The sequence below is a fragment of the Arthrobacter sp. zg-Y40 genome (genome assembly GCF_020731535.1).
Taxonomy (GTDB): Bacteria; Actinomycetota; Actinomycetes; order Actinomycetales; family Micrococcaceae; genus Arthrobacter_B.
This window is the reverse complement of record NZ_JAJFZS010000009.1, coordinates 1-25,784: the sequence shown is the minus strand read 5'-3', so window position 1 is coordinate 25,784 and position 25,784 is coordinate 1. Positions and strand designations below refer to the sequence as shown.

Sequence of the window (25,784 nt, the reverse complement as noted above, 5' to 3'; positions counted from 1 at the left end):
CTTCAGGCCTTGTGTTTTGCCTACAGGAAGGAGGACCTGTGTGCGAGCACGGAGTTCACGTACCCCTGCGTGTCGGCGAACATGCCGTAGGTGTTCACCGAGTACTGGCCCTGGTAGTAGGACGCGATGGCGGTCTCCAGGCTGTCGCTGCTGCGGACCAGCGCGCTGATGATGGCCACGCCCGCCGTGGCGTTGTCATAGGGGTCCAGCAGGTTCAGTTGGCGTCCCACCAGCTGCGAGGCCCATTCACCCGAGGACGGGATGACCTGCATGGTGCCGATGGCGTTGGCGGGGGATACCGCCCGCTGGTCGAAGCCGGACTCCTGCAGGGCGAAGGCCTGCGCCAGGGCCGGGTCGACGCCCATCTGGGCTGCGGTATCGGCAACAATCTGCTGCATCTGGGCGCGGCTGGGAACCGGCAGGGAGTTCAGCGTCTGCTTGTTCAGGTTGGCGCCGGCAACAGTGTGTTCCGGGTAGGTGTAGTGCAGGAAGGTGCTGGGCACCAGGTCCGTGGGTGCCGCGGTAACCGGGGCGGAGGACGCGATGCTGATGGTGCTCTTGCTGACGGCAATCTTCTGGCCCGGGTGGATCACCGACGTCGTGGTGAGGCCGTTGGCGGCCAGGACCGTGGTTAGGCTGACTCCGTGCCGGGCGGCGATGCCGCTCAGCGTGTCGCCGGAGACCACAGTGTAGGTGGACTCTCCCGCATCAGCGGGCGCGACGGCGACGTCGGCCGGCGTGGCGGACGGGGCGGCCGGTGCGGCCGGTGCGGAACCGTCAACGCGGATGGACTGGCCGGGGTAGATCACCGAGGTGAGGGTCAGTCCGTTGGCAGAGAGGACACTGGAGAGGCTGACGCCGTGGCGGGCTGCAATGCCGCTGAGCGTATCCCCGGTGACCACGGTGTAGGTGCCGGCGGAGGCAGCCGGAGCTTCGGGGGAAGCGGGGGCGGCGGGGGCAGCAGCACCGGTCAGCCGAAGTTCCTCGCCCGCAAAGATGAGGGACGTGGACTGCAGGTTGTTCACGCGCAGGAGCTCGGTCACGGAGAGACCGTACTGGGCGGCGATCGAGGTCACGGTGTCGCCGCGGACAATGCGGTGCGTGGCTGGGACGGAGGACTCGGCCGGCAGGGTAGCCGGAACCTGGGTGGCCAGCTGTGAGGCGGCAACTCCGGTTGATGCACCGGTGTTCAGGTTCTTGATGGCCTGCAGCGGCATCTGGGGGAACAGCGTGTTCTGCGGGGCGGCGGGCGCAGCAGCGGCCGGCTCGGCAAGGGCCAGGGCGGACATCATCACTGCCGGAATGGCGGCGGTTGTCACCGCGACACTCAGTTTGCGCGGCATTCCGGTACCAGCGGGACGTGCGCTTTGCGTTCCCGTTGTTGACGATGCGTTCATATGGTGCTGTTTCCTCATCTGTGATGGCCGCGGCCTTTACCGCAATCCTTGGGACTAAAAACAAGTGATAGGGCTCGAAAGCTGTTATTTCTGTTACTACTGTTGCATTTGTTACTGATGTGACTTTAGGTACTCCTGTGAATTTACACCAAGGGCGGTGCCGCACAATACCTGAGTAGTCCCATTTGTGTTTCAGTTAGGCCACTAAAGCCCGAGTGGCCCGGGGTGCCCGGGTCGTGGCACCCTTGAAGGGTGAATGAACTTCAGGAACTGGTTTCCGACTGGCTGACCCTGCCCGATGTGGCTGAACAACTCGACCTCCCCATTAACAAGGTGCACAGCCTGCTGGAGGAGCGCGCCCTCGTGGCCGTCCGCCTGGGGGAGCGGAAGATCCGCAGCGTCCCGGCTGCCTTTATCGCTGACGGCGCCGTGCTGGACAGCCTCAAGGGCACTATCTCGGTGCTGAACGATGCGGGCTTCCATGATGACGAAATGATCCGCTGGCTGTTCACTGCTGATGACACCCTGCCGGGACGTCCCGTCGACGCGCTCCGGGAAGGACGCAAGACTGAGATCCGCCGGCGGGCGCAGGCCCTGGCCTGGTAGTGGTCCGCTTCCGCCGGTAACCGGCGGTAACCGCCGGTAACCGCAGGAAAATAGCTGGACAAAATCTGGACAACACAGCTGGACAACACAGCTGGACAACACAAAGCCGCCCCGTCGCTGACGGGGCGGCTTTGTGTCTTGGGATGCTCCCTTGCCTGTGTTGCCTGTGCTGCCTGGTTGTCGGCCGTTAGGCGCTGCGCCGGACGGCTGCATGCGCCAATGCATCCAGCGCGGCCCGTGACACTTCGTCCAGGGACAGATCCCTGAGCGCGGAGAAGGCAGTTTCCGTGTGCCGGGAGATGAGCTCTTCGGTGGCAGCCAGTGCACCCGTGTCCTGGATGATTCCGCGCAGGACGGCAACGCCGTCGTCGTCCAGCTCCGGATCCCCGAGCCTGGCAGTGATCTCCCTGCGCGCGTGCTCACCGCCGGCGAGTGCATAGGCAATCAGGACCGTACGCTTGCCCTCCCGCAAATCGTCACCGGCAGGCTTGCCCGTGGTCTGCGGATCCCCGAAGACCCCCAGCACATCGTCACGCAGTTGGAAGGCCTCGCCCAGCGGCAGGGCAAAACGCGAATAGCCGGACAACAGGTCAGGTTCCGCTCCGGCAAGCGCGCCGCCCAGGGTCAGGGGATGTTCCGTGGTGTATTTGGCTGCCTTGTAGCGCAGGATATTCCGGGCCCGGACAACCGCGTGCTCAGGTTCGTGGCTCGGGCCGACAACCTCTTCAAGGATGTCCAGGTACTGGCCGGCCATCACCTCCGTGCGCATCCGGTTGAAGATCCTCCGAGCCGTCGTGCCGTGTGCAGCGCGCTGCCCGACGGCGGTGAACATCTCCTCGCTGAGGGAAAGGCACAGGTCGCCGGCAAGGATGCCGGCCGAGGCACCGAAGTGGGATCCGTCCAGATGCCAGTTGGAATCCGCGTGCGCGATGGAGAAGGTCCGGTGGACGCTGGGTCCGCCGCGCCGCGTGTCCGAGCGGTCAATGATGTCGTCATGGATCAGTGCTGCGCTCTGGAACAGTTCCAGGGCTACGCCTGCCCGGACCGCATCGGGCGCCAGGGCGGCGCCGCCCGCTCCACGCCAGCCCCAATAGGCCAGCAGGGCACGGAGCCGTTTTCCGCCGCGGGCGAGGTTGCGGACCGCGTCCAGCAGCGGGAGGGCTTCTGCGGACACTTCCGCGAGGACCGAATGCTGGACAGCCAGGAAGTCTTCCAGTTCCGCGCCCAGCAGGGCCCTGTACCCGGCCTGCTCATGTTCGGCCGCTTCTGCCGGGAGCGGGGCGGGGGAACCGTGGACCCCGCTGGCCGAAGCGGGACCTGATCCGGTTGCCGCGGCGGGGGAACCCGGTTCCGGAGCAGTGCCGGGAGCCACGGGCTAGCCCTCCGCTTCGACGAGGAGAGTGGAGCCTACGGTGACGGTGGAGGAATCTGCGTCCTTGGCAGTGACCGTGATATTAACGGTTTCCGGTTCCCCTGCACCTATCCGCAGGAAGTCCCGGGACGTGGGAGTGCCCGGTTCTGCGGGTGAGGCAGCGAACCCCTGGGCCGTCAGGGCTGCTTCGTAGTAAGCGATGACCTCGGCCGCCGGCACAGCAGTGGAAGCGACCAGTACGGAGGTAATGGTTTTCCCCGAGCGGTCCACGGTGCTGGAGAGGATCTCGGCTCCGTCCATAACCGGGATCCGGTCGGTCGGGAAACCGTCCGCCAGCGCCACCGGCGTCTTCGTGGGAGAAGCTGAGGGAGCAGGAGCGGCGGCCGTGGAGGAGCTGGATTCAGGGTCCGCAGCAGCGCCGTCTCCGGCGGTGCAACCGGACACAGCCAGGGCCAGGGCCGCGATGGTCAGTGCAGGGAGGGACTTGTTCATCGGTTTCCGCATCGGTGGGGGTCAGGGTCCTGCACCCAAGTCTAGGCGACCGGACCGCCCGGGCAGGAAAGGAGTTATGGGGGTGGCGGTGGCTACGATGAGTTGGTGAGCAATGGCCCCGAGAACGGCAGCGGCAACCGCGACTGCACCATCATGCACGTGGACATGGACGCCTTCTATGTCTCCGTCGAATTGCTGCAGCACCCGGACCTGGTGGGCAAGCCGGTGATTGTTGGAGGATTGGGGGGCCGGTCCGTTGTGCTGTCGGCTTCCTATGAGGCCCGCCGCTACGGCGTGCACTCAGCCATGCCTATGGCGGTGGCCAGGCGCCAGTGTCCGCAGGCGGTGGTGCTGGAACCGCACCAAGAGGTCTACCGGTCCTATTCCAAGCAGCTGATGGCAATCTTCGAATCCATCACGCCCCTGGTGGAGCCGCTCAGCGTGGACGAGGCCTTCCTGGATATCTCCGGTTCCATGCGCAGGCTCGGCCCGCCACGCGTCATTGGCGAACTGATCCGTAAAAGGGTGGCGGCCGAGCTGGGGATGACCGCCAGCGTAGGCATTGCCGCAACCAAGTTCGTGGCCAAGATCGCCTCCACCCGCTGCAAGCCCAACGGACTGCTGCTGGTGCCCAAGGACCGAACAGTGGACTTCCTCCACACCCTGGAGGTATCCGCACTGTGGGGCGTGGGCGCCAAGACCCGCGAGGTGCTGGCCCGGGTGGGCATAGCCACCGTCGCCGACGTCGCCAATACTCCGCCGAGCGTACTCCGGCGGCTGCTCGGTGCCACGGGGGAGCATGTGTACGAACTGTCCTGGGGGCGGGACGCGCGCGCAGTGACACCGGTACGCCGGGAAAAGAGCATCGGGGCCGAAGAAACCTTCGCGGCCGATGTCAGCGACGATGACGTGCTGCATACCGAACTGCTGCGCCTGGCACACAAAAGCGCTGTGCGCCTGCGCGCCGCAGGCCTGCAGTGCAGGGCGGTTTCCCTCAAACTGCGCTACACCGACTTCACGACATTAACCCGCACCCGCACCCTCACCGAACCTTTGGACAGTGCCCAGATGATCTACGAGGCAGCCAAGGGCCTGCTAACGGCCCTGGGGCGGCGGCCCCAAAGCGTGCGCCTCATTGGCCTGCGGGCGGAACAGCTGGAGCCGGCGCAGGGTGCCGCCATGCAGCTCACCTTGGACGGGCGGGAAGACAGTTGGCGTTCGGCGGAGGATGCCCTGGACCGGATCAACCGGCGCTTTGGCGAACTCGGTGTGGTGCCGGCCCGGTTGATCGCACCCTCAGCCCGCAAGACACCGCCGGAGAGCACGGAATGAGGCACCGGAACGGCTCCGGCGGCCTACCCGCCGGAATACGTACACGGGCCGCTTTCATGCGGACCCGTTGACACCTATCCTTGGACTAAGTGCAAAGCAGCAGCGGCCTGCGCGGGAACATTCGGCGTAACGGGTTCGTTGGTTGGTTTACAGGGGCACAAACCGGACGGCAAGGAGGCAGCAATGGCACTCTCGGAACACGAGCAGCGCTTGCTGGATCAACTGGAGCAGCAACTACACGCCGAAGATCCGAAATTCGCGAACTCGATGGCAACGTCCGCCGGCCGCGGCATTTCCACCAGGCGCATTGTCCTCGGGTCACTCATGGCCGTGGTGGGGTTGGCGATACTGCTCCTTGGCATCACCGAAGCCGGCATAGTGGTCGGCGTCCTTGGGTTCCTGGTTATGGGTGCGGGGGTCTACTACGCCACTACGCGCGGCCGCAAGAATGCGCCCAAACCTGCGGACGGCCGCAAGGAACGCGAATCAAGTGCCCAGCGCGGATTCATGAACAATCTGGAAAACAAATGGGACGAACGCAAGCGTGACCAACCCTAACCTTCCCCGGTGCCCGCTCCCGGTCCCGGCAGTGTCCACCTGAAACCACCCCAGGCACAGGCTTGGCATAAAGGATCCGCTTAGGCGGGTCCTTTTTTGTGTCCCCTGCGGGCCAGGCGGGCGGTCCAGTCCCTCCACTTTGCACCACCGCCTGCATCCCGCGGGAATTCGCGGAATTTGGAATACGGCGCGCCCGGAATCAGATGCCCCGCATCGTTGACTGTGGAGGGAAGTGGAGTAAAGTGGGGGACATAAGAGGGTAGGGGCGGTACTCGAGGGGTTTTCCCCTAATCGGACAGGGTGGTGAGTGATGTTCCTGGGAACACATTCACCGCGTTTGGACGAGAAGGGGAGGCTGATCCTGCCGGCCAAGTTCCGCGAGGAACTGGCTGACGGCCTCGTCCTGACCAGGGGTCAGGAGCGCTGCATCTACGTCTTCAGCCAGAAGGAATTCGAACGGGTCCACGACCAGATGCGGGAAGCTCCACTTTCCTCCCGCCAGGCGCGCGACTACATTCGGGTCTTTTTGTCCGGAGCCTCTGACGAAGTACCAGACAAGCAGGGCCGGGTCACTATCCCGCCGGCCCTGAGGTCGTATGCAGGCCTCGGACGCGAACTCGCCGTAATCGGCGCAGGAACGCGGGCCGAGATCTGGGATGCGGCTGCCTGGCAGAAGTACCTGGAAGAGCAGGAGACCGCTTTCTCGGAAACGGACGAGGACGCGATTCCCGGCATCTTCTAGGTGCACCACCCGCAAAGACAATCCCGCAGGCAGTTGTTTCTTGTATGAGATCTCCAGCCGCCCCACCGCGAGCCATCCTGGCTTCCCTTCCCCGGAGCCAGGCGGCCGGCAGCGGTGAGGCGCGGATGGGGGCCTGATCCAAGAACCAGCAGCTGTTGCCGGTACCACTCACTACGTACGGAAGGAAGCCTCAGATGAGCGAAGAGCGCCCCACCGAGGAACGGCATGTTCCGGTGCTGCGCGACCGCTGCATCAATCTCCTGGCTCCCTCGATTGAACGCGCAGTCGCAGAACGCGGCCGCGCCGTCGTCGTGGATGCAACCCTGGGAATGGGCGGACACAGCGAAGCCATGCTGCAGCGGTTCCCGGAACTGCACCTGATCGGCATTGACCGTGACCAGCAGGCCCTGGCGCTGGCCGGAAAGCGGCTCGAACCCTTCAACGACCGGATCGACCTGGTTCACGCCGTGTATGACGAGATTGCCGACGTCGTCACAGACCTGGGCTTCGACGGCATCGACGGCGCACTCTTCGACCTCGGGGTCTCCTCCCTCCAGCTGGACGAGAGGGACCGCGGCTTCGCGTATTCATACGACGCGCCGCTGGACATGCGGATGGATACCACCCGCGGACAGACCGCGGCCGACGTCGTCAACACCTACAGCGAAACCGAACTGGTCACCCTCATCCGCAAGTGGGGCGAGGAGAAGTTCGCCGGCCGCATTGCATCGGCCATCGTTGCGGCCCGCGCCGTCCAGCCCTTCTCCACCACCGGCGAGCTGGTGGAAACCATCCGCAAGGTGGTTCCCGCTGCTGCGGCCCGCACCGGCGGACACCCCGCCAAGCGCACCTTCCAGGCCCTGCGGATCGAAGTGAATGAGGAACTGGACGTGCTGGAGCGCGCCATCCCGGCATCACTGTCGGTGCTGAACCTGGGCGGCCGGGTTGTGGTGCTCTCCTACCACTCGCTTGAAGACAAGATCGTCAAGGGTGTCTTCGCCGCGGGAGCCCGGTCTTCCGCCCCCAAGGGTTTCCCCGTTGAGCTTGAGCAGCACAAGGCCCAGCTCACACGGCTGACGAAGGGCACCGAAGTGCCCACCGACGAAGAAATAGCAGAGAACCCCCGCGCGGCATCGGCCAAGCTCCGGGCAGTAGAACGAATCCGCAAACCCATGGATGGGGCCAGGAAATAATGAGTGAACGTCGGCCATCGGCCCCAATCGGCTCCGGCCGCGCAGCGCAGTCGGTTGTGGGCAACACCGCCCGTGCCCTCGATTGGGACACAGCCACAGCCGCTCCCGCGCCCAAGCGGCGCACTCCGCTGTCGCTGGTCCCTGCGGCCGCCCGCAGGAAGCGCACTCCGTTCGCTGTCGTATGCTTCGCGGCCCTGGTGCTGGGACTGGCGTCCGTGCTGCTCCTGAACATCTCCGTTTCCAGCGGCCAGTACGAGCTTGTACAGCTGCAGAGCCAGCAGGCGGAACTCGCCCAGCGCAACGAGGCCCTGACACAGGAAATCGAAAACCACCAGGCGCCCCAGGTCCTGGCAGCGGCCGCAGGGGAGCTGGGCATGGTGTCTTCACCCACCTTCGGCACCATCGACCTGATGACCTTGGGCGTTACGGGCAGCCCCGAAGCCGCCAAGGAAGCAGACCCGGCCAAGGCACTGATCGGTGCTCCCAGTGTCCTGACACAACCGGTGGCACCCGCGCCTTCCGTGGTTCCGGAGGAATCCCGGGATACTGTGAGGGCGACCGAGGAGCAGGAGGAAACCGCTCCCCGGGAACAGGACACGGCTCCCGCCGCGCCCACGGTTGTACCCCAAGCGCCCGAGACGGTACCGGAAGCTGAGCTGAACGGTGGAACCATCCCGGTTCCGGGCCAGAGAAGCGGAAACTGATCCAGGCCGGCAGGCATCGAATTTAGGCATAAACAAGGACACGTTGTGGCACAAACTTCCGGCCCGGACAACCACAGGGTGGCCATCGTAGCCAAGCGGCTGCGTGTCGGCCTGGTCCTGGCACTGGCACTGCTGGCACTGCTGGGGCTCCGCCTGTTCTGGGTCCAGGCGGTGGACCCGGACGGCATGGCGCAGGCCGCCGTCGACAAGCGGCTGGTGACCGTCCCTGTTCCGGCCCTGCGCGGCAGCATCCTGGATGCCAAGGGCAACTACCTGGCCCGCAGTGTGGAGCGCTTCGACATAGTTGTGGACCAGCGCCTCTCCCAGGACATCGAGGAGAAGTACAAGCGCCGCGACGCCGAAGGCACCCTGCAGGAAGTCACCTTCGACCAGGCCTTCACGGAACTTTCGGCCGTACTGGGCCAAGACCCGGAGACCCTGCGTTCTGCTGTGCTGGGGGAGAAGGGCTTCAACTTCGTCGCCAAGACCGTGACCCCTGAAATCAAGGAGAAGGTCCTGGCCGTCAAGTTCCCGGGGATCTACGCGGACCGCACCACGCTGAGGACCTACCCCTCCGGAGCGGTGGGCGGTTCCATTGTCGGTTTCCTCGGCACGGAAGGTGCCCAGGAAGGCCTGGAGCTTACCCAGGACGGCATCCTGGCCGGTGCTGCCGGCAGCAAGACGTACGAAATCGGCGGTGACGGCATCCGCATCCCGTACGCCACCAACACTGACGAACCGGTCCGGGACGGGCAGTCCATCAAGCTCAGCATCGACCAGGACCTGCAGTGGTTCGCCCAGCAGACCATTGCCGCGCAGGTGGAGGAATACCACGCCGAGTGGGGCAACATCGTCGCCATGGAGGTGGAGACGGGCAGGGTTGTTGCACTGGCCGAATCCACCACTGCCGACCCGAACGATCCCGGCGCAACACCGGCGGAATCGCGCAAGGCACGCTCCGTCACGGACTCCTTCGAACCTGGTTCCACCACCAAGGTGATCACCATGGCCGCCGGCATCGAAGAGGGGATCATCACCCCGCAGTCGCAGTTCGAACTTGAGCCCACCTACACCGTCGACGGCCAGACGTTCAAGGACGCCTCGCCCCACGGAGTGCTGCACATGACGGCCTCGGGAATCCTGGCCAAGTCGCTGAACACCGGGACCGTGAAGATCGGCCAGCAGTTGACTCCCCAGGAACGGTACGACTGGCTGACGAAGTTTGGAGTCGGCCAGCCCCTGGGCGTGGGCCTGAACGGAGAGACCGCAGGCCTGCTGGCCGACCCGGAGGACTGGGACAACCGGCAGCAGTACACCGTGCTCTTCGGCCAGGGCCTGACCCAGACCGCGCTGCACACCGCCAGCGTCTACCAGACCATCGCCAACGACGGCGTCCGGCTGAAGCCGAGCATCATTGACTCAGTGATCGACGAGGACGGCACGGAGCATCCGGTGGAGAAGGACAAGGGAACCCGGGTGGTGTCCAAAGAGACGGCCACGCAGGTACAGCACATGCTGGAGACGGTCACCACGGATGGTTCCGGCGCCACCGGCGCGCTGAAGCAGTACCGCGTGGGTTCCAAGACCGGTACTGCGGAGGCTCCCGGCGCCAACGGCGGTTACGACGGTTCCACACTCTCCTATGCTGGTATTGCACCCATGGACGACCCCAAGTACGTGGTTGTGGTGACCCTCCAGCGGCCCCAGGGCGACCTCTACTACATCGTTCCCGGCCAGTCCTTCCAAAAGGTCATGGAACAAGCCCTGGTCAGCAACAACGTGCCGCCGTCCAAGGGCGAGCCGGAGACCTACCCCATTGAGTACTAATTCCTGGAGCAACGAAGTGCCAACAAGTGAAGATCAGCAGCCCGGTTCCGGGTTCCGCCCTGCCGCCGTGGAACCCGTCACCATGCGTGCTGCGGTAGACCGGCTGCCGGAGGCCCTGCGCGCGGTGGCGCCCGCAGCAGGAACCGGGAACACCGCCTGGGGCACTGAACTGACAGGTCTCACCATCAACTCCCGCGAGGTGCTGCCGGGCGACCTGTATGTGGGTGTTGCCGGGGCGCGCCACCACGGTGCCCGTTTCGCTGCCGCTGCCGAAAAGGCCGGCGCCGCCGCAGTTCTGACCGACGAGGCCGGGCTGGAACACCTCGAAGGACTCGGCATCCCGGTGTTCCTCGCAGGCGACGTCCGCCGCCTGGTGGGCCCGCTCGCCGCTGCCGTGTTCAACAGCATGCCCGCCGACGGGCAGCGCCCGGTGCTGCTCGGCGTCACCGGCACCAACGGCAAAACCACCACCTCCTACTTCGTGAACTCCCTGCAGCAGGCACTCGGACGGACCACCGGGCTCATCGGCACCATCGAGATCCTGGCCGGCGGGGAATCGATTCCCAGTGTGCTGACCACCCCTGAATCGCCCCAGGTCCACGGGCTGCTGGCGCTCATGCGCGAGCGGGGCCTGGACGCGGCCACCATGGAGGTCTCCTCGCACGCCATTAGCTACCGGCGGGTGGACGGGATCCGTTTTGACGTAGCCGGGTTCACCAACCTCACCCAGGACCACTTGGACCTGCACGGATCCATGGAGGAATACTTCGCCGCCAAGGCCGCGCTGTTCCAGCCCGACCGTGCCCGCCGCGCCGTGGTGACCGTCGACGGCGAATGGGGCACCAGGATGGCCGAACGGGCCGGGGTGCCGGTCCTGACCCTGTCCACGGACGGTGCAGGTGCCGGTGCGGACTGGAACGTGACCGAGGTGGCTCCCCGCGGCCTCGGGCACTCTTTCGTGCTGAGCGGCCCGGACAACGTACAGCTGCGCGTGTCTACCGCCCTGCCCGGCGGGTTCAATGTATCCAACGCAGCCTTGGCCACCGTTATGGTCCTGGCCTCCGGTGTCCCCGCGGACGCCGTACAGAAGGCACTCGATACCCATGACCCGTTCACCGTTGAGGTGCCGGGACGGATGCAGCTGATCGGCGAAGAGCCGGCTGCCATTGTTGATTTTGCGCACAACCCCGATGCGCTGACCCGCACCCTGGAGGCCGTGCGGCGCCCTGACGAGGACAGCAGGGTGATCATCGTCTTCGGTGCCACCGGCGAACGCGACCAGACCAAGCGCCCGCTGATGGGGGCCATCGCAGCGCGGCTGGCCGACGTCGTCGTCGTCACCGATGACGACCCGCACGGTGAGGACGCGGCGGCGATCCGCGCCGACGTGCTCCGCGGTGCATCTGCAGCGCAGTCCCGGGAGGGGCTCACCTGTGTCATTGAAGAAGTGGCGCCCCGTGCTGCAGCCATTGACCGCGCCGTGGAACTTGCCCGGCCGCAGGACACTGTCCTGGTGGCGGGCCGGGGCCACGAGGTCTGGCAGGAAGTCATGGGGGAGAACCTCGCCCTGGACGACAGGGTGGAGCTGCGCCGGGCTTTGACAAGATACGGATTCACTGCCCTTTCCAGCGACGGGGTAGAGTCCTAAATCGTTATGATTGAACTTAATGCAGCCGAAATAGCGGCAATCACGGGCGGCGAACTGATCGGTCCGGCCGCGCAGGCACCGGTTCCGGCAGTGACTTCCGCCACTACGGATTCCCGTGAAGTAACCGGGGGTTCGCTCTTCATAGCCAAGCCGGGGGAGAATTCCGACGGCCACCTGTACGTGGGGACGGCCTTTGAACGCGGCGCCGTGCTGGCGCTGGTGGAGCGTCCCGTGACCGACGACGCCGGCGCGCTGTACCCCGCCGTTATGGTTCCCGACGCCGTCCTCGCCATGGGCGCCATCGCCGCGGAAATAGTCCGCAGGCTCCGGGCCCACGGCGAGCTGACCGTCATCGGCATTACCGGATCCGCCGGAAAGACCACCACCAAGGACCTGCTGGCAGGGGTGCTGTCGCAGGCGGGCCCCACCGTGTCGCCCGTCGGGTCCTACAACGGTGAAGTAGGCCTGCCGCTGACTGTGTTCAACGCCGGCTACGGCACCCGCTACCTCGTGATGGAAATGGGTGCCACGCGCATCGGCAACATCCGCTACCTGGCGGACATGGTGAAGCCGGACATCGGAGTGGTCCTGTTCGTAGGGTCCGCCCACGCCGGCGAATTCGGCGGCGTGGAAAACATTGCCGTGGCCAAGGGCGAACTGGTGGAGGCGCTGCCCGAAGGCGGTACCGCCATCCTGAACGCAGACGACGTCCGCGTGTCCGCGATGGCCTCCCGCACCCAGGCCCCGGTGCTGTACTTCACCTCCTCGCCGGAGGAAGCCCACGGGGCCAAGAACGCCGTGCGCGCCCTGGACGCGCGTACCGACGCCGAGGGCCGCCCGGTCTTTACGCTGCTGCTGCCCGACGGCAGCAAGCACGAGATCCGCTCCGGGCTCATCGGCGCGCACCACACCGCGAACCTGCTGGCAGCCGCTGCGGCTGCGTATGCCGCCGGCATCAGCGGCGAGCAGATCGCCGCGGGACTGTCCGGACGCACCGCGGCCAGCCGCTGGCGGATGGAACGCACCGACCGGGCCGACGGCGTCACCGTCATCAACGACGCCTACAACGCCAATCCCGAATCCATGCGGGCAGCGCTGCGGACCCTGGCCGAACTCGGCGCCGAACGCCGCACCTGGGCGGTGCTGGGCGAAATGCTCGAACTCGGTGAAGACTCCGTCACCGAACACGACGCGATCGGCCGGTACGTTGTCCGGCTGAACATCTCCAAACTGATTGTCGTGGGCACCGGCGCCCGCGCCATGCACACCGGGGCCGTTATGGAGGGTTCATGGGGGGATGAATCCACCTTCGTGGAGACCGCCGAGGACGCCGAACGTATCCTCGCCGAATCCCTGGCGCCCGGTGATCTTGTCCTGTTCAAATCCTCCAACGGAGCAGCCCTGCGCTACCTCGGCGATCGGATAGCCTTGACCCCTGTACCACCGTCCGCAGTCACAGACTCAGCCGCACAGCCGGCCCGCGCCGAAGGGACCGGAGGCGAGAACCTGTGATCTCCCTGCTCGTAGGGTCTTCGCTGGCCATGGTTTTTGCCTTTGCCGGAACACCCCTGTTCATCCGTTTCCTGGTGCACAAAGGCTACGGCCAGTTTGTCCGCGACGACGGCCCCACCTCGCACCACACCAAGCGCGGCACCCCCACCATGGGCGGCGCCGTCATTGTGGCATCCGTGGTGGCTGCGTACTTCATCACCCACCTCATCAGCGGCATGATCGGATCGGGATCGTTCAGCCCGACGGCGTCGGGCCTGCTGGTGCTGCTCCTCACGGTGGGCATGGGCATGGTCGGTTTCATTGACGACTACACCAAGATCTCCAAACAGCGCAGCCTCGGCCTGAACGCCAAGGCCAAAATCATCCTGCAGGCCGCGGTGGGCATAACCTTCGCCGTCCTGGCCCTGCAGTTCCCGAACGACCAGGGGCGCACACCGGCCTCCACCGCCATCTCATTCGTCCGTGACACCGGCGTGGACCTGGCGTTTGCCGGAACCATCGTCGGCGCGGCCCTGTTCGTGATCTGGTCCCTGCTGATCACCACCGGAACCACCAACGGCGTGAACCTGGCCGACGGCCTGGACGGCCTCGCCGCCGGCGCCTCGATCCTGGTCTTCGGGGCCTATTTCCTGATCGGCATCTGGCAGTACAACCAGAGCTGCGGTGCCGAGGATGCAGGCTCCGTTTGCTACGAGGTCCGCGACCCGATGGACCTGGCACTGCTGGCCGGAGCCATGGCCGGCGCGCTGGTCGGTTTCCTCTGGTGGAACACGGCGCCCGCCAAGATCTTCATGGGCGACACCGGTTCGCTGGCCATCGGCGGTGCCATTGCCGCTTTCGCCATCCTTTCCCGCACCGAACTGCTTCTCGTGATCCTGGCCGGACTGTTCGTGATCATCACGCTGTCGGTCATCATCCAGGTGGGGTACTTCAAGATCAGCGGCGGCAAGCGTGTGTTCAAGATGGCCCCGCTGCAGCACCACTTTGAACTCAAGGGCTGGGCAGAAGTGACGGTGGTGGTCCGGTTCTGGATCATTGCCGGACTATGCGTAGCCGTGGCACTGGGAATCTTCTACGCCGAATGGGTGGTGGGACTGTGAGTGCTCCTCTGGAGGAACTGACAACCTGGGACGCCGACTGGAGCGGACTGCGCGTGGTGGTGACCGGCATCGGCCTCTCCGGCTTCTCCGCCGCGGACACCCTCGTGGAACTCGGTGCCCGGGTGGTTGTCGTTGACGCGCGCGACACGGAGGAAAACCGTGCCAAGGCGGACACCCTGCGGATTGTGGGTGCAACGGACATCCTGCTGGGTGCGGACGCCGTTGCGTCCCTGCCGCCGGTTGACGGGCAGGCGCCCGACCTGGTGGTGACCTCCCCGGGGTTCCGGCCCACCCATCCGGTGCTGGCAGCAGCCGCCGAGGCAGGTATCCCGGTGTGGGGCGACGTCGAACTGGCCTGGCGGGTGCGCATCCGCGAAGGCCGCAAGACAGCGCAGTGGCTTGCCATCACCGGAACCAACGGCAAGACCACCACCGTTTCGATGACGGAAAGCATGCTCCGCGCAGCCGGACTGCAAGCCATCGCGGCCGGCAACGTCGGCACGCCGATCCTGGACGCCATCCGGGACCCGGAAGGCTACGACGCCATTGCCGTGGAGCTGTCCAGCTTCCAGCTGCACTGGACGCACTCCATTTCGCCGCTGGCCAGTGTGTGCCTGAACATTGCCGAAGACCACGTGGACTGGCACGGCTCCTATGAGGCCTACATGGCCGATAAGGCCAAGATCTACGAAAACACGCAGGTTGCCTGCATCTACAACGCCGAACAGTACGAGACCGAACACATGGTCGAGGAAGCGGACGTGGTGGAAGGCTGCCGTGCCATCGGCTTCACCACCGGTGTTCCCGCCGTCAGCATGGTGGGCGTTGTCGAAGGCCTGCTGGTGGACCGCGCGTTCATCGAACAGCGGAAGGACTCGGCCGCCGAGCTCGCCGCCATGGCGGACCTGGGGGAGTACGCCCCGCGGCACATGGTGGCCAACGCACTGGCCGCCGCGGCACTGGTACGGGCCTACGGCGTCGAACCGGCTGCCGTCCGTGAGGGACTGCGCGCCTACTCGCCCGGAGACCACCGGATCCAGGCGGTTGCCCGGCTCGGAGACATCCTCTGGGTCAATGACTCCAAAGCCACCAACCCGCACGCGGCTTCGGCCTCCCTGGCCGCCTTCAGCAGCGTGGTCTGGATTGCCGGCGGCCTGTCCAAGGGCGTGGGCTACGACGACCTGATCGCGGCGCACCGGGACCGGCTCAGGGCCGTGGTCCTGATAGGCGCAGAGACCCGCGACCTGCAGGATTCCCTGGCAAGACACGCACCCGATGTACCGGTGATCCGTGCACTCGGAGAGCAAACTGGTGAAGAGCAGTCCCCGGTCACCAGCGCCGAGGAAATCATGGTCCGTGCCGTTGCTGCAGCGGCCGCCGTCGCGGAGGCCGGTGACACCGTCCTGATGGCTCCGGCAGCTGCGTCCATGGACCAGTTCACGTCATACGCCCACCGCGGCGAGGCTTTTATCGAAGCGGTTGCCGGGTATGTGGGCGAGCAGCAGGAAAACACCACGCCGGGACAGGTCCAAACCCCGAAGGAGCCCTAGATTGGCCACCACGCCCACCGGCAGCAAGCGCAAACCGGTCCTGCGCCGGAATCCGGGCGCGGGATCCAGTAACGGAACGGGCGCGGTATCCGGGACTGGCGGGGCATCGTCCGGCGCCGGCCGGGCCTCCTCCGCACCCCGGCCGTCTTCCGGCCGGGCCTCAGCGGGCGGGCCCTCCGCGGACAGGTCCTCCGCGGGCAGGTCCTCCGCAGGCAAAGCGGACAGGACCGCCACGGCCAGCAGGGCCGCGGAGACGGCAGCCGCCGCCGCCAAGCCGGTCTCCCGCCGGGAACGCTTTATGGTTTTTCTGGAAGGTAGCGGCCGCCTTGCCACCGGTTCCAGCTACTACACCATCCTCGGCGCCACGCTGGCGCTGACGGCCATTGGCCTGATGATGGTCCTCTCGGCATCCTCGGTTGAATCCATCGCTGCAGCCGCCGGAAGCGACGCCGGAGCGGCCACCACGTTCGACCTGTTCCTGAAGCAGTCCATGTTCGCAGCGGCCGGCGTCATCGCGATGCTGGTGCTCTCACGGCTGACCACCCGCCACTACCGGGTCTTGGCCTGGCCGCTGTACTTCCTCGCGATTTTCCTGCTCATCCTGGTGCTGGCGATCGGCAAGGAAGTCAACGGCAACAAGAACTGGATCGAGATTGGTCCCATTACCGGACAGCCGTCGGAAGCCGCGAAGCTGGCCATGGCCATCTGGTTTGCGGCCGTGCTCTCCCGCAAGGGGCGGCTGCTCACTGAGTGGAAGCATGCGCTGATCCCGGTGGTGCCCGGCGGCGGCATCCTGATTGTGCTGGTCATGGCCGGCAGCGACCTCGGCACCGTGATCATCATGGGCCTGATCATGGTGGCCGCACTGTTCTTCGCCGGCGCCCCGGGGCGGTTCCTGGCTGCCCTCGCCGCTGCCGCAGCCTTCGGGGCCCTGCTGATGTCTGCGCTCAGCGGCAACCGGTCCGGCCGAATCAGCGCCTGGCTGAAGCTGGACTGCGGCACCGGACTGTGTGACCAGGCCAACGCGGGCATGTACGCCCTGGCATCCGGCGGCTGGCTGGGCGTGGGCATCGGGCAGAGCCGGCAGAAGTGGAACTGGATTCCCGAAGCACACAACGACTTCATCTTCGCCATCATCGGCGAGGAGTTCGGCCTGCTGGGCACCCTCGTGGTGGTCAGCCTGTTTGCGGTGCTGGCGATCGCCACCGTCCGGGTAACCATGCGCCACACGGACCCCTTCATCCGGATCGCATGCGGTGCCGTCCTGGTCTGGATCATCGGCCAGGCGGCAGTGAACATCGCCATGGTCACCGGCCTGCTGCCTGTCATCGGTGTTCCGCTGCCCTTCATTTCCTACGGCGGATCGTCCCTGACCTTCACCCTCGCCGCCATCGGCGTCCTGCTTTCCTTTGCCCGCAAAATTCCTGAAAGTGAACCAACAGCTCCATGACGCAGCACCCCTTGTCCGTAGTCCTGGCCGGAGGCGGCACCGCCGGGCACATCAGCCCGCTGCTGGCCATTGCAGACGCCGTGACGGCGCAGCGCCCCGACGCCCGCATCACCGTGGTGGGAACGGCGTCAGGCATGGAAACGCGCCTGGTCCCGGCTGCCGGCTACGAGTTGGCCACCATTGACCGGGTGCCCATGCCCCGCCGTCCCTCGGCGGACCTGGTGAAGCTCCCGGCCCGTCTGGTGCGTGCCGTGAAGCAGGCCGGTGCGATCCTGGACGCTGCACAGGCCGACGTCGTCGTGGGCGTGGGCGGATATGTTTCCACGCCGGTGTACCTGGCGGCCCGCCGCCGCTCACTGCCCGTGATTGTCCATGAAGCCAACGCCCGTCCTGGCCTGGCCAACCGCGTGGGCGCCCGCTTTGCCGCCGTCACCGGGGTCGCCTTCGAAGCCACCAGCCTGCCGAAGGCCACGTGGGTGGGCATGCCGATGAGACGGGAAATCTCCTCTTTGGACCGGAACGCTGCCCGGGCCGGTGCCCGTGCCGCGCTGGGACTGAAACCGGACATGCCCACACTGGTTGTCACAGGCGGGTCCTCAGGAGCCGCCAGCATCAACCGTGCCGTGGAACAGGCCCTGCCGGCACTGGCAGCCGCCGGGATCCAGACCCTGCACATCACCGGCCGCGGAAAGTCCCTGCTGGATGCTGCCGGCCGGCCGCTGGCCGCCCCCGGCTACACCCAGGTGGAGTACGTGGACGGGATGGAGACCGCCTACGCGGCAGCGGACCTGCTGCTGGCGCGCTCCGGCGCAGGCACGGTCTGCGAGATCAGTGCCGTGGGCCTGCCCGCCGTGCTGGTGCCGCTGCCGCACGGCAACGGTGAACAGGCACTGAACGCCGAAGCCCTGGTCTCTGCCGGCGGTGCGCTGACCGTGGCCGACCCACTCTTCACAGCCGAATGGATATCGGGCAGGCTGATACCTTTGCTGGCCGATCCGGCAGCACTGGACGCCATGTCCCGGGCGTCGTCCAGCCTGGGAATCCGTGACGCGGACCAGCGGATGGCGGCATTTATTCTCGAAGCAAGCGATAGGTCAAAGGCATGAACCGGCCCAACCCCAGTGACTTGGGACAGGTACACTTCATCGGCCTGGGCGGCGCGGGAATGTCCGCCGTGGCGCGGGTGCTCGTAGCCCAGGGGGTGCCTGTTTCCGGTTCCGATGCGAAGGATTCCCCGGGGCTGCGCGCGCTCGAGGCGCTGGGTGCCACGGTCTACGTCGGGCACGATGCCGCACACGTGGCGGACGCAGACACCGTTGTGGTCTCCACGGCCATCCGCGAGCAGAACCCCGAACTGGCCGAGGCCCGTGCCCGCGGGCTGCGGATCATCCACCGGTCGGTGGCGCTCTCCGCGGCCATGGGGACGCAGGACCTGGTGGCCGTGGCCGGAACCCACGGCAAAACGACCACTTCCGCCATGGTGACGGTCATGCTGCGCGAAGCGGGGCTGGACCCTTCGTTCGCCATCGGCGGCGACGTTGCCGCGCTCGGCGTCAACGCCATGCACGGTACCGGCCCGGTTTTCGTGGCGGAGGCCGATGAATCCGATGCTTCGTTCCTGAACTACAGCCCGCGGGTCTCTGTGGTGACCAACGTCGAAGCGGACCACCTGGACCATTACGGCACCGAAGAAGCGGTGTTCGCCTCCTTTGACGCGTTTGCGGCCCTGCTGCCCGCCGGCGGACTGCTGATTGCCTGCGCCGACGACGCCGGCGCCAGCGCGCTGGCCGAGCGCAGCGGTGCCCCACGGGTCCTGACCTACGGCTACGCGGCAACGGCCGGAGTCCGGGTCTCGGATACCCGCGCCGCGGGCGCAGGGTCGGTCAGCACGCTGCACTTCACGGTGGACGGCACCGAATCCCAGGTGGAGCTGGCGCTGCAGGTTCCGGGCGCCCACAACATCCTCAACGCGGCGGCGGCCTTCGCCGTCGCCCTGGAACTGGGCGTCGACCCGCAGGCCGCCGCCGCGGGACTGGGCACCTTCTCCGGTGCGGCACGGCGCTTCGAACCACGCGGCAGTGCCCGGGGCGTGCAGGTCTTCGACGACTATGCGCACCACCCAACCGAGGTGAACGCGGCCCTGAAGGCCGCCCGGACCGTAGCCGGCTCTCACCGGGTGCATGTATTGTTCCAGCCGCACCTGTTCAGCCGCACACGCAACTTCGCGGCCGAGTTCGCGGCTGCCCTGGACCTGGCGGACACCGCCACGGTGCTGGATATCTACCCCGCACGTGAAGATCCCATTGACGGGGTCACCAGCGAACTAATCACCTCGCGGCTGCACGTGCCCGGCGGCTACGCCGGCTCTGCGGACGAAGCCGTGGCGCAGGTGGCGGACAACGCCGGCGAGGGGGACATTATCCTCACCGTGGGCGCCGGCGATGTCACGGCCCTGGGCAGCGAACTGGTCCGCCGGCTGGCCGCCGGGAAAGCCGTCCATGGCCGGTAGGAAGCGCCCCGGAGGCGACGCCGAGATCATTACCGCCACCCGGGCGCTGGATCCTCGGGACGAAATTACGCACGCCCCGGGCAACGGAGCAAGGGGCGCCGGCAGGACCGGCGGGGCCAAGGGTGCCCCCCGCCCGGCAGGCACCGTCCTGGCCTTTCCCGAGCCTCCGCGCAAGCGCCGTCGCCGGATCGTATGGATCACTGCTGTGTCCGCGCTGGCAGCCGTGGCCCTGTTCTTCGTTTTCCTGGTCTATTCGCCTGTCCTGGCGCTGAAGACCGTGGTGGTGGAGGGCACGGTACTGCTGCCGCGCGAGCAGGCCGAAGCCGCGCTCGATCCCCTGAAAGGGCAGACCCTGCCCACCATTTCCGACGGGGACGTTGAAGCGCTGCTGCGGGACCGCCCGGAAATCGAGAAGATCGACGTCGCGGCCCAGCCGCCGTCCACACTGGTGGTCACCGTCACCGAGCGCGTTCCGGTGGCCGTCCTGCAGGACGGTCCGCAGTTGGCGCTGATCGATGAGCAGGGCAGGCGCCTTGCAGCCGCTGCTGACCGGGCGGCGGTGCCGCTGCCGCTGATCGACGGCGGTGCCGAGGCTGTGAATGCACAGGTTTTCCCCAGCATCACCTCGGTGCTTGCCGCGTTGCCGACCAATGTCCTGGCCCTGCTGGAAAGTGCTTCGGCCCAGACCGTGGACTCCGTGGAATTGAAGCTGGCGAGCGGGCAGACGGTATTCTGGGGGAGCGCCGACGACAATGCGGCCAAAGCGCGTGTCCTCGAAGCGCTGATGCGGATGGCACCGACGGATCCGCCCGTGCAGGTCTACGACGTGAGCACTCCGGACCGGCCGGTTACCCGCTGATCCGCAAGAGGCGCAGAAAGAATCCGCCGACACGCGGGGCCGGTAATTGCAGAAGCAGCGCTGGCCCCATAGCGTCTCAGGTAGAGGATTACTTGACATAACTATAACTCTCAAGCTGAGGGTTAGGGTTGGTCAGGTTCAAGGTTTTCGGCCGGGCAGCCGCAGGGACTCCAAGGGGAGGTCCCGGCGGTTTGCCTGGGCCGGCAGTTGCAGAACACTAAAAAGTTGCAGAGATTCGAACAAGGGACACAGGACGTGGCAGCACCGCAGAATTACTTGGCCGTCATCAAGGTCGTCGGCATCGGCGGCGGTGGCGTGAACGCCGTAAACCGGATGATTGATGTTGGCCTCCGCGGCGTGGAGTTCATCGCCATCAACACCGATGCGCAGGCTCTGCTGATGAGCGACGCCGACGTCAAGCTTGACGTTGGACGCGAACTCACCCGCGGCCTGGGCGCCGGCGCGGATCCCGAGGTCGGCCGCAAGGCAGCTGAGGACCACGCCGAAGAGATTGAGGAAGTCCTGCGCGGAGCCGACATGGTCTTCGTTACCGCCGGCGAAGGCGGCGGAACCGGCACTGGCGGCGCTCCCGTCGTTGCCCGCATCGCCCGCTCCCTGGGTGCGCTGACCATCGGTGTCGTCACCCGCCCGTTCACCTTCGAAGGCCGCCGCCGCTCCAACCAGGCGGAATCGGGCATTGATACCCTGCGGGACGAAGTGGACACGCTGATCGTGATCCCCAACGACCGCCTGCTCTCGATCAGCGACCGCAACGTGTCCATGCTGGATGCCTTCCGTTCCGCCGACCAGGTGCTGCTCTCCGGCGTGCAGGGCATCACCGACCTGATCACCACCCCGGGTCTGATCAACCTCGACTTCGCCGACGTGAAGTCCGTCATGCAGGGCGCCGGCTCGGCCCTCATGGGTATCGGTTCGGCCCGCGGTGAGGACCGGGCCGTCAAGGCAGCCGAGCTGGCAATAGCTTCTCCGTTGCTTGAGGCCTCCATCGACGGTGCCCACGGCGTACTCCTGTCCATCCAGGGCGGCTCCGACCTCGGCCTCTTCGAAATCAACGAGGCAGCCCGCCTGGTCCAGGAAGTGGCGCATCCGGAAGCCAACATCATCTTCGGTGCCGTCATTGACGATGCCCTGGGTGACGAAGCACGCGTTACGGTTATTGCCGCCGGTTTCGACCAGGTGGACGTCACTTCCCAGCCGGCTTCGCACAAGCCCGCTGAGCCGGCCACCCCGCCGGCTTCGGCTCCGGCCGCAGGCGGCTACGCTGCTGCAGCACCGGCGTCGGCAGGACTTTCGGCCTGGTCGCAGCGGTCCCACCAGCACAGCGACGTCCCGGCAGACGCCGGGTTCGACATCGACCTTCCGGCCGTCGTGGAGTCCGATCTGTCCACCGGCCGTCCGGATGACCTCGACGTCCCCGATTTCCTCAAGTAGGAACCGCAGGAACAGCTGAGCATGGCAGCGGGGTTGTCCCGGATGTTTTGGTGGCACCGGCAGGTTGGCGACAACCTGTGGGCGGGCTTCACCAACACCTCCGCGGGCAACCTCGCTTTGCATGTGGGGGACAACCCTGCCGCCGTCCTGCAGCGCAGGGCCGCGCTTGAATCCGAGCTGGGCGTAGCGCCCGGCTCGCTGCGGTTCATGAACCAGGTCCACTCGGCCCGGGTAGTGGATGCCTCGGCCCCGGGTGATGCCGGGGCAGCGGATACTTCCGCACCCACCGCGGACGGACTCATCAGCATCGGGGGCAGCGTTCCGCTGGCGGTCCTGGTGGCAGACTGCATGCCCGTCCTGTTCGCGGGTGCAGGCCCGGCCGGGAACCCCGTGACCGCCGCCGTCCACGCCGGCCGCAAAGGCCTGCTGGACGGCATCCTGCCGGCCGCAGTGGAACAAATGCGCTCGGCCGGCGGTACGGACATCCAAGCCTGGATTGGGCCCTGCGTCTGCGGGACCTGCTACGAAGTCCCGGCAGACATGCAGGCCGGAGCCGCGGCCCTGCATCCGGCAGCAGTGTCACGCACCCGCAGCGGTACACCCGCCCTGGACCTTCCGGCAGGCGCCGAAGCGCAGCTGGCTGCGCTGGGCGTCCGCAGTGAACGGATCCCCGGCTGCACCCTGGAGAACGAGGACCTGTTCTCCCACCGCCGCAATCCGGCCACCGGACGCCTCGCCGGGATCATCTGGCGCCGCGCCTAACTGCCGGCAGCGGGCTGAGACAATGAAAGAACCATGACATCTATGCATTCATCCCGGGCCGTCGAACTCGCGGACCGGCTGGGCCGGGTCCGCGCCCGGATTGCCGCCGCCGACCGCCCGGCACGCTCCGGTGAGCCCCGCCTGATTGTGGTCACCAAATACTTCCCGGCCTCCGACGTCGAAATCCTCGCCGGACTCGGCGTGCGGGAGGTGGGTGAGAACAAGGACCAAGAGGCGGCGGCCAAAGCCGCACAGCTGCACGGGCTGGGTCTTCACTGGCACTTCATCGGCCAGCTGCAGTCCAATAAGGCCAAGTCAGTGGTGCGGTATGCCTCCTCCGTCCATTCCGTGGACCGCCTGTCGCTCGTGACTGCGCTTGGCAAGGCCATGGCGGCAGAGCAGCAACGCCGGGCGGGGGAGTCGCTGCCGGTCAGGCAGGACCTGCGCTGCTTCCTGCAGGTGGACCTGCGCACGGAGCATGCCCGGGCGGCAGATCCCGGCCGCGGGGGAGCGGCACCGGAGGAACTGGCGCAGCTGGCGGACGCGGTGGCCGGCACCCCGGGACTGGAACTGTCCGGGCTGATGGCCGTGGCTCCGCTGGACGGGGACCCCGCCGAGGCGTTTGCCCGGCTGCGCGGGCTCTCGGAGCGGCTGCAAAAGGACCACCCCGGGGCGCGGGGCATCTCCGCCGGTATGAGTTCGGACCTGGAAGCCGCACTGGCCAACGGGGCGACACACCTGCGAATAGGTTCCGATGTTCTGGGCCCGCGCCCGCCCGTGCGGTAGCGTCGAAGTAAGAACATCACAAAGCCGCCGCCCGGCATGTAGCCCGGGGAAGCACCGGAACCACGGGCAGCTGCGGCGTTGAAGGATTAGAGGAGCAACCATGGCTGGCGCAATGCGCAGGACAATGATCTACCTTGGGCTCGCCGATGGTGACGAGCACTACGAGTCCGAGCAGCGGAACCTGCGGGAAGCCCCGGTCCGGGACGAAGACTATGCTCCCATTCACGAACCAGAGGAGCTGGACCCCGAACCCGCTCCCGCACCCGTTGTCCGCAATGCAGTCGAGGAGTACCGCGCACCCGTGACACCCATCAAGCGTGCCCCGTCATCCCGCGAGGATGTTTCCGGCCTTCGGCAGATCACCACTGTCCACCCGCGCTCCTACAACGATGCCAAAATCATCGGTGAGAGCTTCCGGGACGGCATCCCGGTCATCATGAACGTCACCGACATGGGCGAAGCAGATGCCAAGCGCCTGGTGGACTTCTCCGCCGGCCTGGTCTTTGGACTGCGCGGCAGCATTGAGCGCGTGACCAACAAGGTCTTCCTCCTGTCGCCTTCACACGTGGAGGTCCTTGGGGACGACAAGAAGATCAGCGAGTCGCAGTCCACCTTCTTCAACCAGAGCTAACGTGCTCCCGTTCCAACGGGACGCGGGGGCTGCCAACCGACTTCCGGAAATGAAACCCTTCGCGTGAATATCATTCTTCCCCTGGTGTATCTGGTGCTGGTGCTCTTCCAGCTCGCCCTGATCCTGAGGATCGTTTACGACGCGGTGCAGATGTTCGCCCGCCAGTGGCGCCCGAAGGGCCCGGCACTCGTGCTGGCTACGGCCATCTACGGTGTCACCGATCCGCCGGTACGGCTTTTCCGCCGCATTATTCCGCCGCTGCGCCTTGGCGGGGTGGCACTGGACCTCGCGTTCCTGGTCCTGTTCATCATCGTGTCAATCCTGACGCAGATCGTCGCCGGCGTGGCCCGCTAGGTCCGGCCCGCTGGGGGCCGGTTAGTTTTCGGCCCCCAAAAGATATACTGTGAAAATTGATACAACCCCAGATTTTTGTATGTCCGAAATTCTCTACGTAGAACCGCCTGCCTGACACGCAGGCGAATCTTATAATCCAGTATGAGGTGACCAGATGGCTCTGACGCCAGAAGATGTTGTCAACAAGCGGTTCCAGCCGACCAAGTTCCGGGAAGGCTATGACCAGGACGAAGTCGACGACTTCCTCGACGAGATCGTGGTGGAGCTGCGCCGGCTGAACGCCGAAAACGAAGATCTCCGCCGCCAGCTGGCAGAAGCGGCAGCCGGTGGCTCCGTATCGGAGAAGACCGTCCCCGCGCCCGTCGCGGCCGCCTCCACCACCGAGCAGGTCCGCGAAGAGCCCAAGCCTGAGCCTAAGGTTGAAGCACCCCGCGTGGAGGAGCGTCCCGCTCCGGTCGAGCCCAAGCAGGAAGCGGCCCCGGCTGCACCTGCAGGCAACACCACCGAAACCGCAGCCGGCATCCTGGCCATGGCCCAGAAGATGCACGATGACTACGTCAGCGCCGGCGTCGAGCAGCGCGACAAGATCATTGCCGAGGCACAGATCGAAGCCAGCGGCCTCGTCACCGATGCCCAGGAGAAGAGCCGCAAGATCCTCAGCACCCTGGAGCAGCAGAAGGCTGTCCTGGAGCGCAAGGTCGAACAGCTCCGCGGCTTCGAGCGTGACTACCGTTCACGCCTGAAGGCATACATCGAAGGCCAGCTGCGTGATCTGGATGCACGCGGCTCGGTTGCTTCGGAGACCGCCGACGCGTAACAGCGTCAGGTCCCGGCCGCGTTCCGCGTTCGGATAAGAATCACTTCAGCGGGCCGGGGGGCGGGGGCTCCCCCCCCCCCGCCCCCCGCGATTTTTGACCGCGCCCCGCCGCGCCGCCCCGTTGCCCCCCC

24 protein-coding genes are annotated in these 25,784 nt (G+C 66.3%); 21 read left to right on the top strand and 3 right to left on the bottom strand.

The features are described 5' to 3' along the window. Positions 1-20 precede the first annotated feature (20 nt). Positions 21-1,343 carry a lytic transglycosylase domain-containing protein gene (locus LJ754_RS11105; protein ID WP_227926614.1) on the bottom strand — a complete coding sequence of 441 codons (1,323 nt, stop codon included), beginning with the start codon at positions 1,341-1,343 and terminating at the stop codon, positions 21-23. Between the two features lie 306 nt (positions 1,344-1,649). On the opposite strand from LJ754_RS11105, the gene LJ754_RS11100 reads away from it, so the two are divergent. Next, positions 1,650-2,003, top strand: a complete 354-nt coding sequence (locus tag LJ754_RS11100; RefSeq protein ID WP_227910833.1) for an Rv2175c family DNA-binding protein — start codon at positions 1,650-1,652, stop codon at positions 2,001-2,003. 187 nt (positions 2,004-2,190) lie between these two features. Here LJ754_RS11100 and LJ754_RS11095 read toward each other — a convergent pair whose 3' ends face one another. After that, on the bottom strand, positions 2,191-3,234 hold the full coding sequence (locus LJ754_RS11095) for a polyprenyl synthetase family protein (RefSeq protein WP_227926653.1): 1,044 nt from the start codon (positions 3,232-3,234) through the stop codon (positions 2,191-2,193). A gap of 144 nt (positions 3,235-3,378) precedes the next feature. Beyond that, positions 3,379-3,867 (bottom strand): hypothetical protein, encoded by a 489-nt coding sequence (locus LJ754_RS11090; RefSeq protein ID WP_227910834.1) that lies wholly within the window; start codon positions 3,865-3,867, stop codon positions 3,379-3,381. Positions 3,868-3,972: 105 nt separating this feature from the next. On the opposite strand from LJ754_RS11090, the gene dinB reads away from it, so the two are divergent. From dinB to LJ754_RS10990, 20 genes are all read left to right on the top strand, one after another. Beyond that, complete coding sequence (dinB, locus tag LJ754_RS11085; RefSeq protein WP_331461521.1) at positions 3,973-5,199, top strand: DNA polymerase IV; 1,227 nt, start codon at positions 3,973-3,975, stop codon at positions 5,197-5,199. Positions 5,200-5,382: 183 nt separating this feature from the next. After that, positions 5,383-5,757: a DUF3040 domain-containing protein gene (locus LJ754_RS11080; RefSeq protein WP_227910835.1), complete on the top strand. Its 375-nt coding sequence runs from the start codon at positions 5,383-5,385 to the stop codon at positions 5,755-5,757. Positions 5,758-6,067: 310 nt separating this feature from the next. After that, on the top strand, positions 6,068-6,499 hold the full coding sequence (mraZ, locus tag LJ754_RS11075; RefSeq protein ID WP_227910836.1) for a division/cell wall cluster transcriptional repressor MraZ: 432 nt from the start codon (positions 6,068-6,070) through the stop codon (positions 6,497-6,499). A 194-nt stretch (positions 6,500-6,693) separates the two neighbouring features. After that, complete coding sequence (gene rsmH, locus LJ754_RS11070) at positions 6,694-7,692, top strand: 16S rRNA (cytosine(1402)-N(4))-methyltransferase RsmH (protein WP_227910837.1); 999 nt, start codon at positions 6,694-6,696, stop codon at positions 7,690-7,692. Continuing rightward, positions 7,692-8,396 carry a hypothetical protein gene (locus LJ754_RS11065; RefSeq protein ID WP_227926613.1) on the top strand — a complete coding sequence of 235 codons (705 nt, stop codon included), beginning with the start codon at positions 7,692-7,694 and terminating at the stop codon, positions 8,394-8,396. Before rsmH ends, LJ754_RS11065 begins: the two co-directional genes overlap by 1 nt. A 45-nt stretch (positions 8,397-8,441) precedes the next feature. After that, positions 8,442-10,223, top strand: coding sequence for a peptidoglycan D,D-transpeptidase FtsI family protein (locus LJ754_RS11060; RefSeq protein ID WP_227926612.1), 1,782 nt, complete (start codon positions 8,442-8,444; stop codon positions 10,221-10,223). Between the two features lie 82 nt (positions 10,224-10,305). Continuing rightward, positions 10,306-11,871 (top strand): UDP-N-acetylmuramoyl-L-alanyl-D-glutamate--2,6-diaminopimelate ligase, encoded by a 1,566-nt coding sequence (locus tag LJ754_RS11055; protein WP_227926651.1) that lies wholly within the window; start codon positions 10,306-10,308, stop codon positions 11,869-11,871. A gap of 6 nt (positions 11,872-11,877) precedes the next feature. Then, positions 11,878-13,383 carry a UDP-N-acetylmuramoyl-tripeptide--D-alanyl-D-alanine ligase gene (locus tag LJ754_RS11050; protein ID WP_227910840.1) on the top strand — a complete coding sequence of 502 codons (1,506 nt, stop codon included), beginning with the start codon at positions 11,878-11,880 and terminating at the stop codon, positions 13,381-13,383. Continuing rightward, a complete protein-coding gene (mraY, locus tag LJ754_RS11045) occupies positions 13,380-14,483 on the top strand; it encodes a phospho-N-acetylmuramoyl-pentapeptide-transferase (RefSeq protein WP_227926611.1) in 1,104 nt (367 codons plus the stop codon). The genes LJ754_RS11050 and mraY overlap by 4 nt, the downstream gene beginning before the upstream one ends. Next, complete coding sequence (murD, locus tag LJ754_RS11040; protein ID WP_227926610.1) at positions 14,465-16,033, top strand: UDP-N-acetylmuramoyl-L-alanine--D-glutamate ligase; 1,569 nt, start codon at positions 14,465-14,467, stop codon at positions 16,031-16,033. The genes mraY and murD overlap by 19 nt, the downstream gene beginning before the upstream one ends. A 1-nt stretch (position 16,034) precedes the next feature. Continuing rightward, complete coding sequence (locus LJ754_RS11035; RefSeq protein WP_227926609.1) at positions 16,035-17,483, top strand: FtsW/RodA/SpoVE family cell cycle protein; 1,449 nt, start codon at positions 16,035-16,037, stop codon at positions 17,481-17,483. After that, positions 17,480-18,589 (top strand): undecaprenyldiphospho-muramoylpentapeptide beta-N-acetylglucosaminyltransferase, encoded by a 1,110-nt coding sequence (gene murG, locus LJ754_RS11030; protein ID WP_227926608.1) that lies wholly within the window; start codon positions 17,480-17,482, stop codon positions 18,587-18,589. The genes LJ754_RS11035 and murG overlap by 4 nt, the downstream gene beginning before the upstream one ends. Beyond that, positions 18,586-19,992 carry a UDP-N-acetylmuramate--L-alanine ligase gene (gene murC, locus LJ754_RS11025; protein ID WP_227926607.1) on the top strand — a complete coding sequence of 469 codons (1,407 nt, stop codon included), beginning with the start codon at positions 18,586-18,588 and terminating at the stop codon, positions 19,990-19,992. The genes murG and murC overlap by 4 nt, the downstream gene beginning before the upstream one ends. Continuing rightward, entirely contained in the window at positions 19,982-20,851 is an 870-nt protein-coding gene (locus tag LJ754_RS11020) for a cell division protein FtsQ/DivIB (RefSeq protein WP_227926606.1), read from the top strand. The genes murC and LJ754_RS11020 overlap by 11 nt, the downstream gene beginning before the upstream one ends. 255 nt (positions 20,852-21,106) lie before the next feature. Beyond that, the gene (gene ftsZ / locus LJ754_RS11015) at positions 21,107-22,303 is read left to right on the top strand and encodes a cell division protein FtsZ (RefSeq protein WP_227910847.1); all 1,197 of its coding nucleotides are present in this window, start codon (positions 21,107-21,109) and stop codon (positions 22,301-22,303) included. Positions 22,304-22,324: 21 nt separating this feature from the next. After that, positions 22,325-23,065: a polyphenol oxidase family protein gene (locus tag LJ754_RS11010; protein ID WP_227926605.1), complete on the top strand. Its 741-nt coding sequence runs from the start codon at positions 22,325-22,327 to the stop codon at positions 23,063-23,065. A 42-nt stretch (positions 23,066-23,107) separates the two neighbouring features. Beyond that, a complete protein-coding gene (locus LJ754_RS11005) occupies positions 23,108-23,851 on the top strand; it encodes a YggS family pyridoxal phosphate-dependent enzyme (protein WP_227926604.1) in 744 nt (247 codons plus the stop codon). Between the two features lie 100 nt (positions 23,852-23,951). Then, positions 23,952-24,482, top strand: coding sequence for a cell division protein SepF (locus LJ754_RS11000; RefSeq protein ID WP_227910850.1), 531 nt, complete (start codon positions 23,952-23,954; stop codon positions 24,480-24,482). Between the two features lie 63 nt (positions 24,483-24,545). Next, positions 24,546-24,836: a YggT family protein gene (locus tag LJ754_RS10995; protein ID WP_227910851.1), complete on the top strand. Its 291-nt coding sequence runs from the start codon at positions 24,546-24,548 to the stop codon at positions 24,834-24,836. A gap of 154 nt (positions 24,837-24,990) precedes the next feature. After that, positions 24,991-25,653: a DivIVA domain-containing protein gene (locus LJ754_RS10990; RefSeq protein ID WP_227910852.1), complete on the top strand. Its 663-nt coding sequence runs from the start codon at positions 24,991-24,993 to the stop codon at positions 25,651-25,653. The last annotated feature ends 131 nt before the right edge of the window (positions 25,654-25,784 follow it).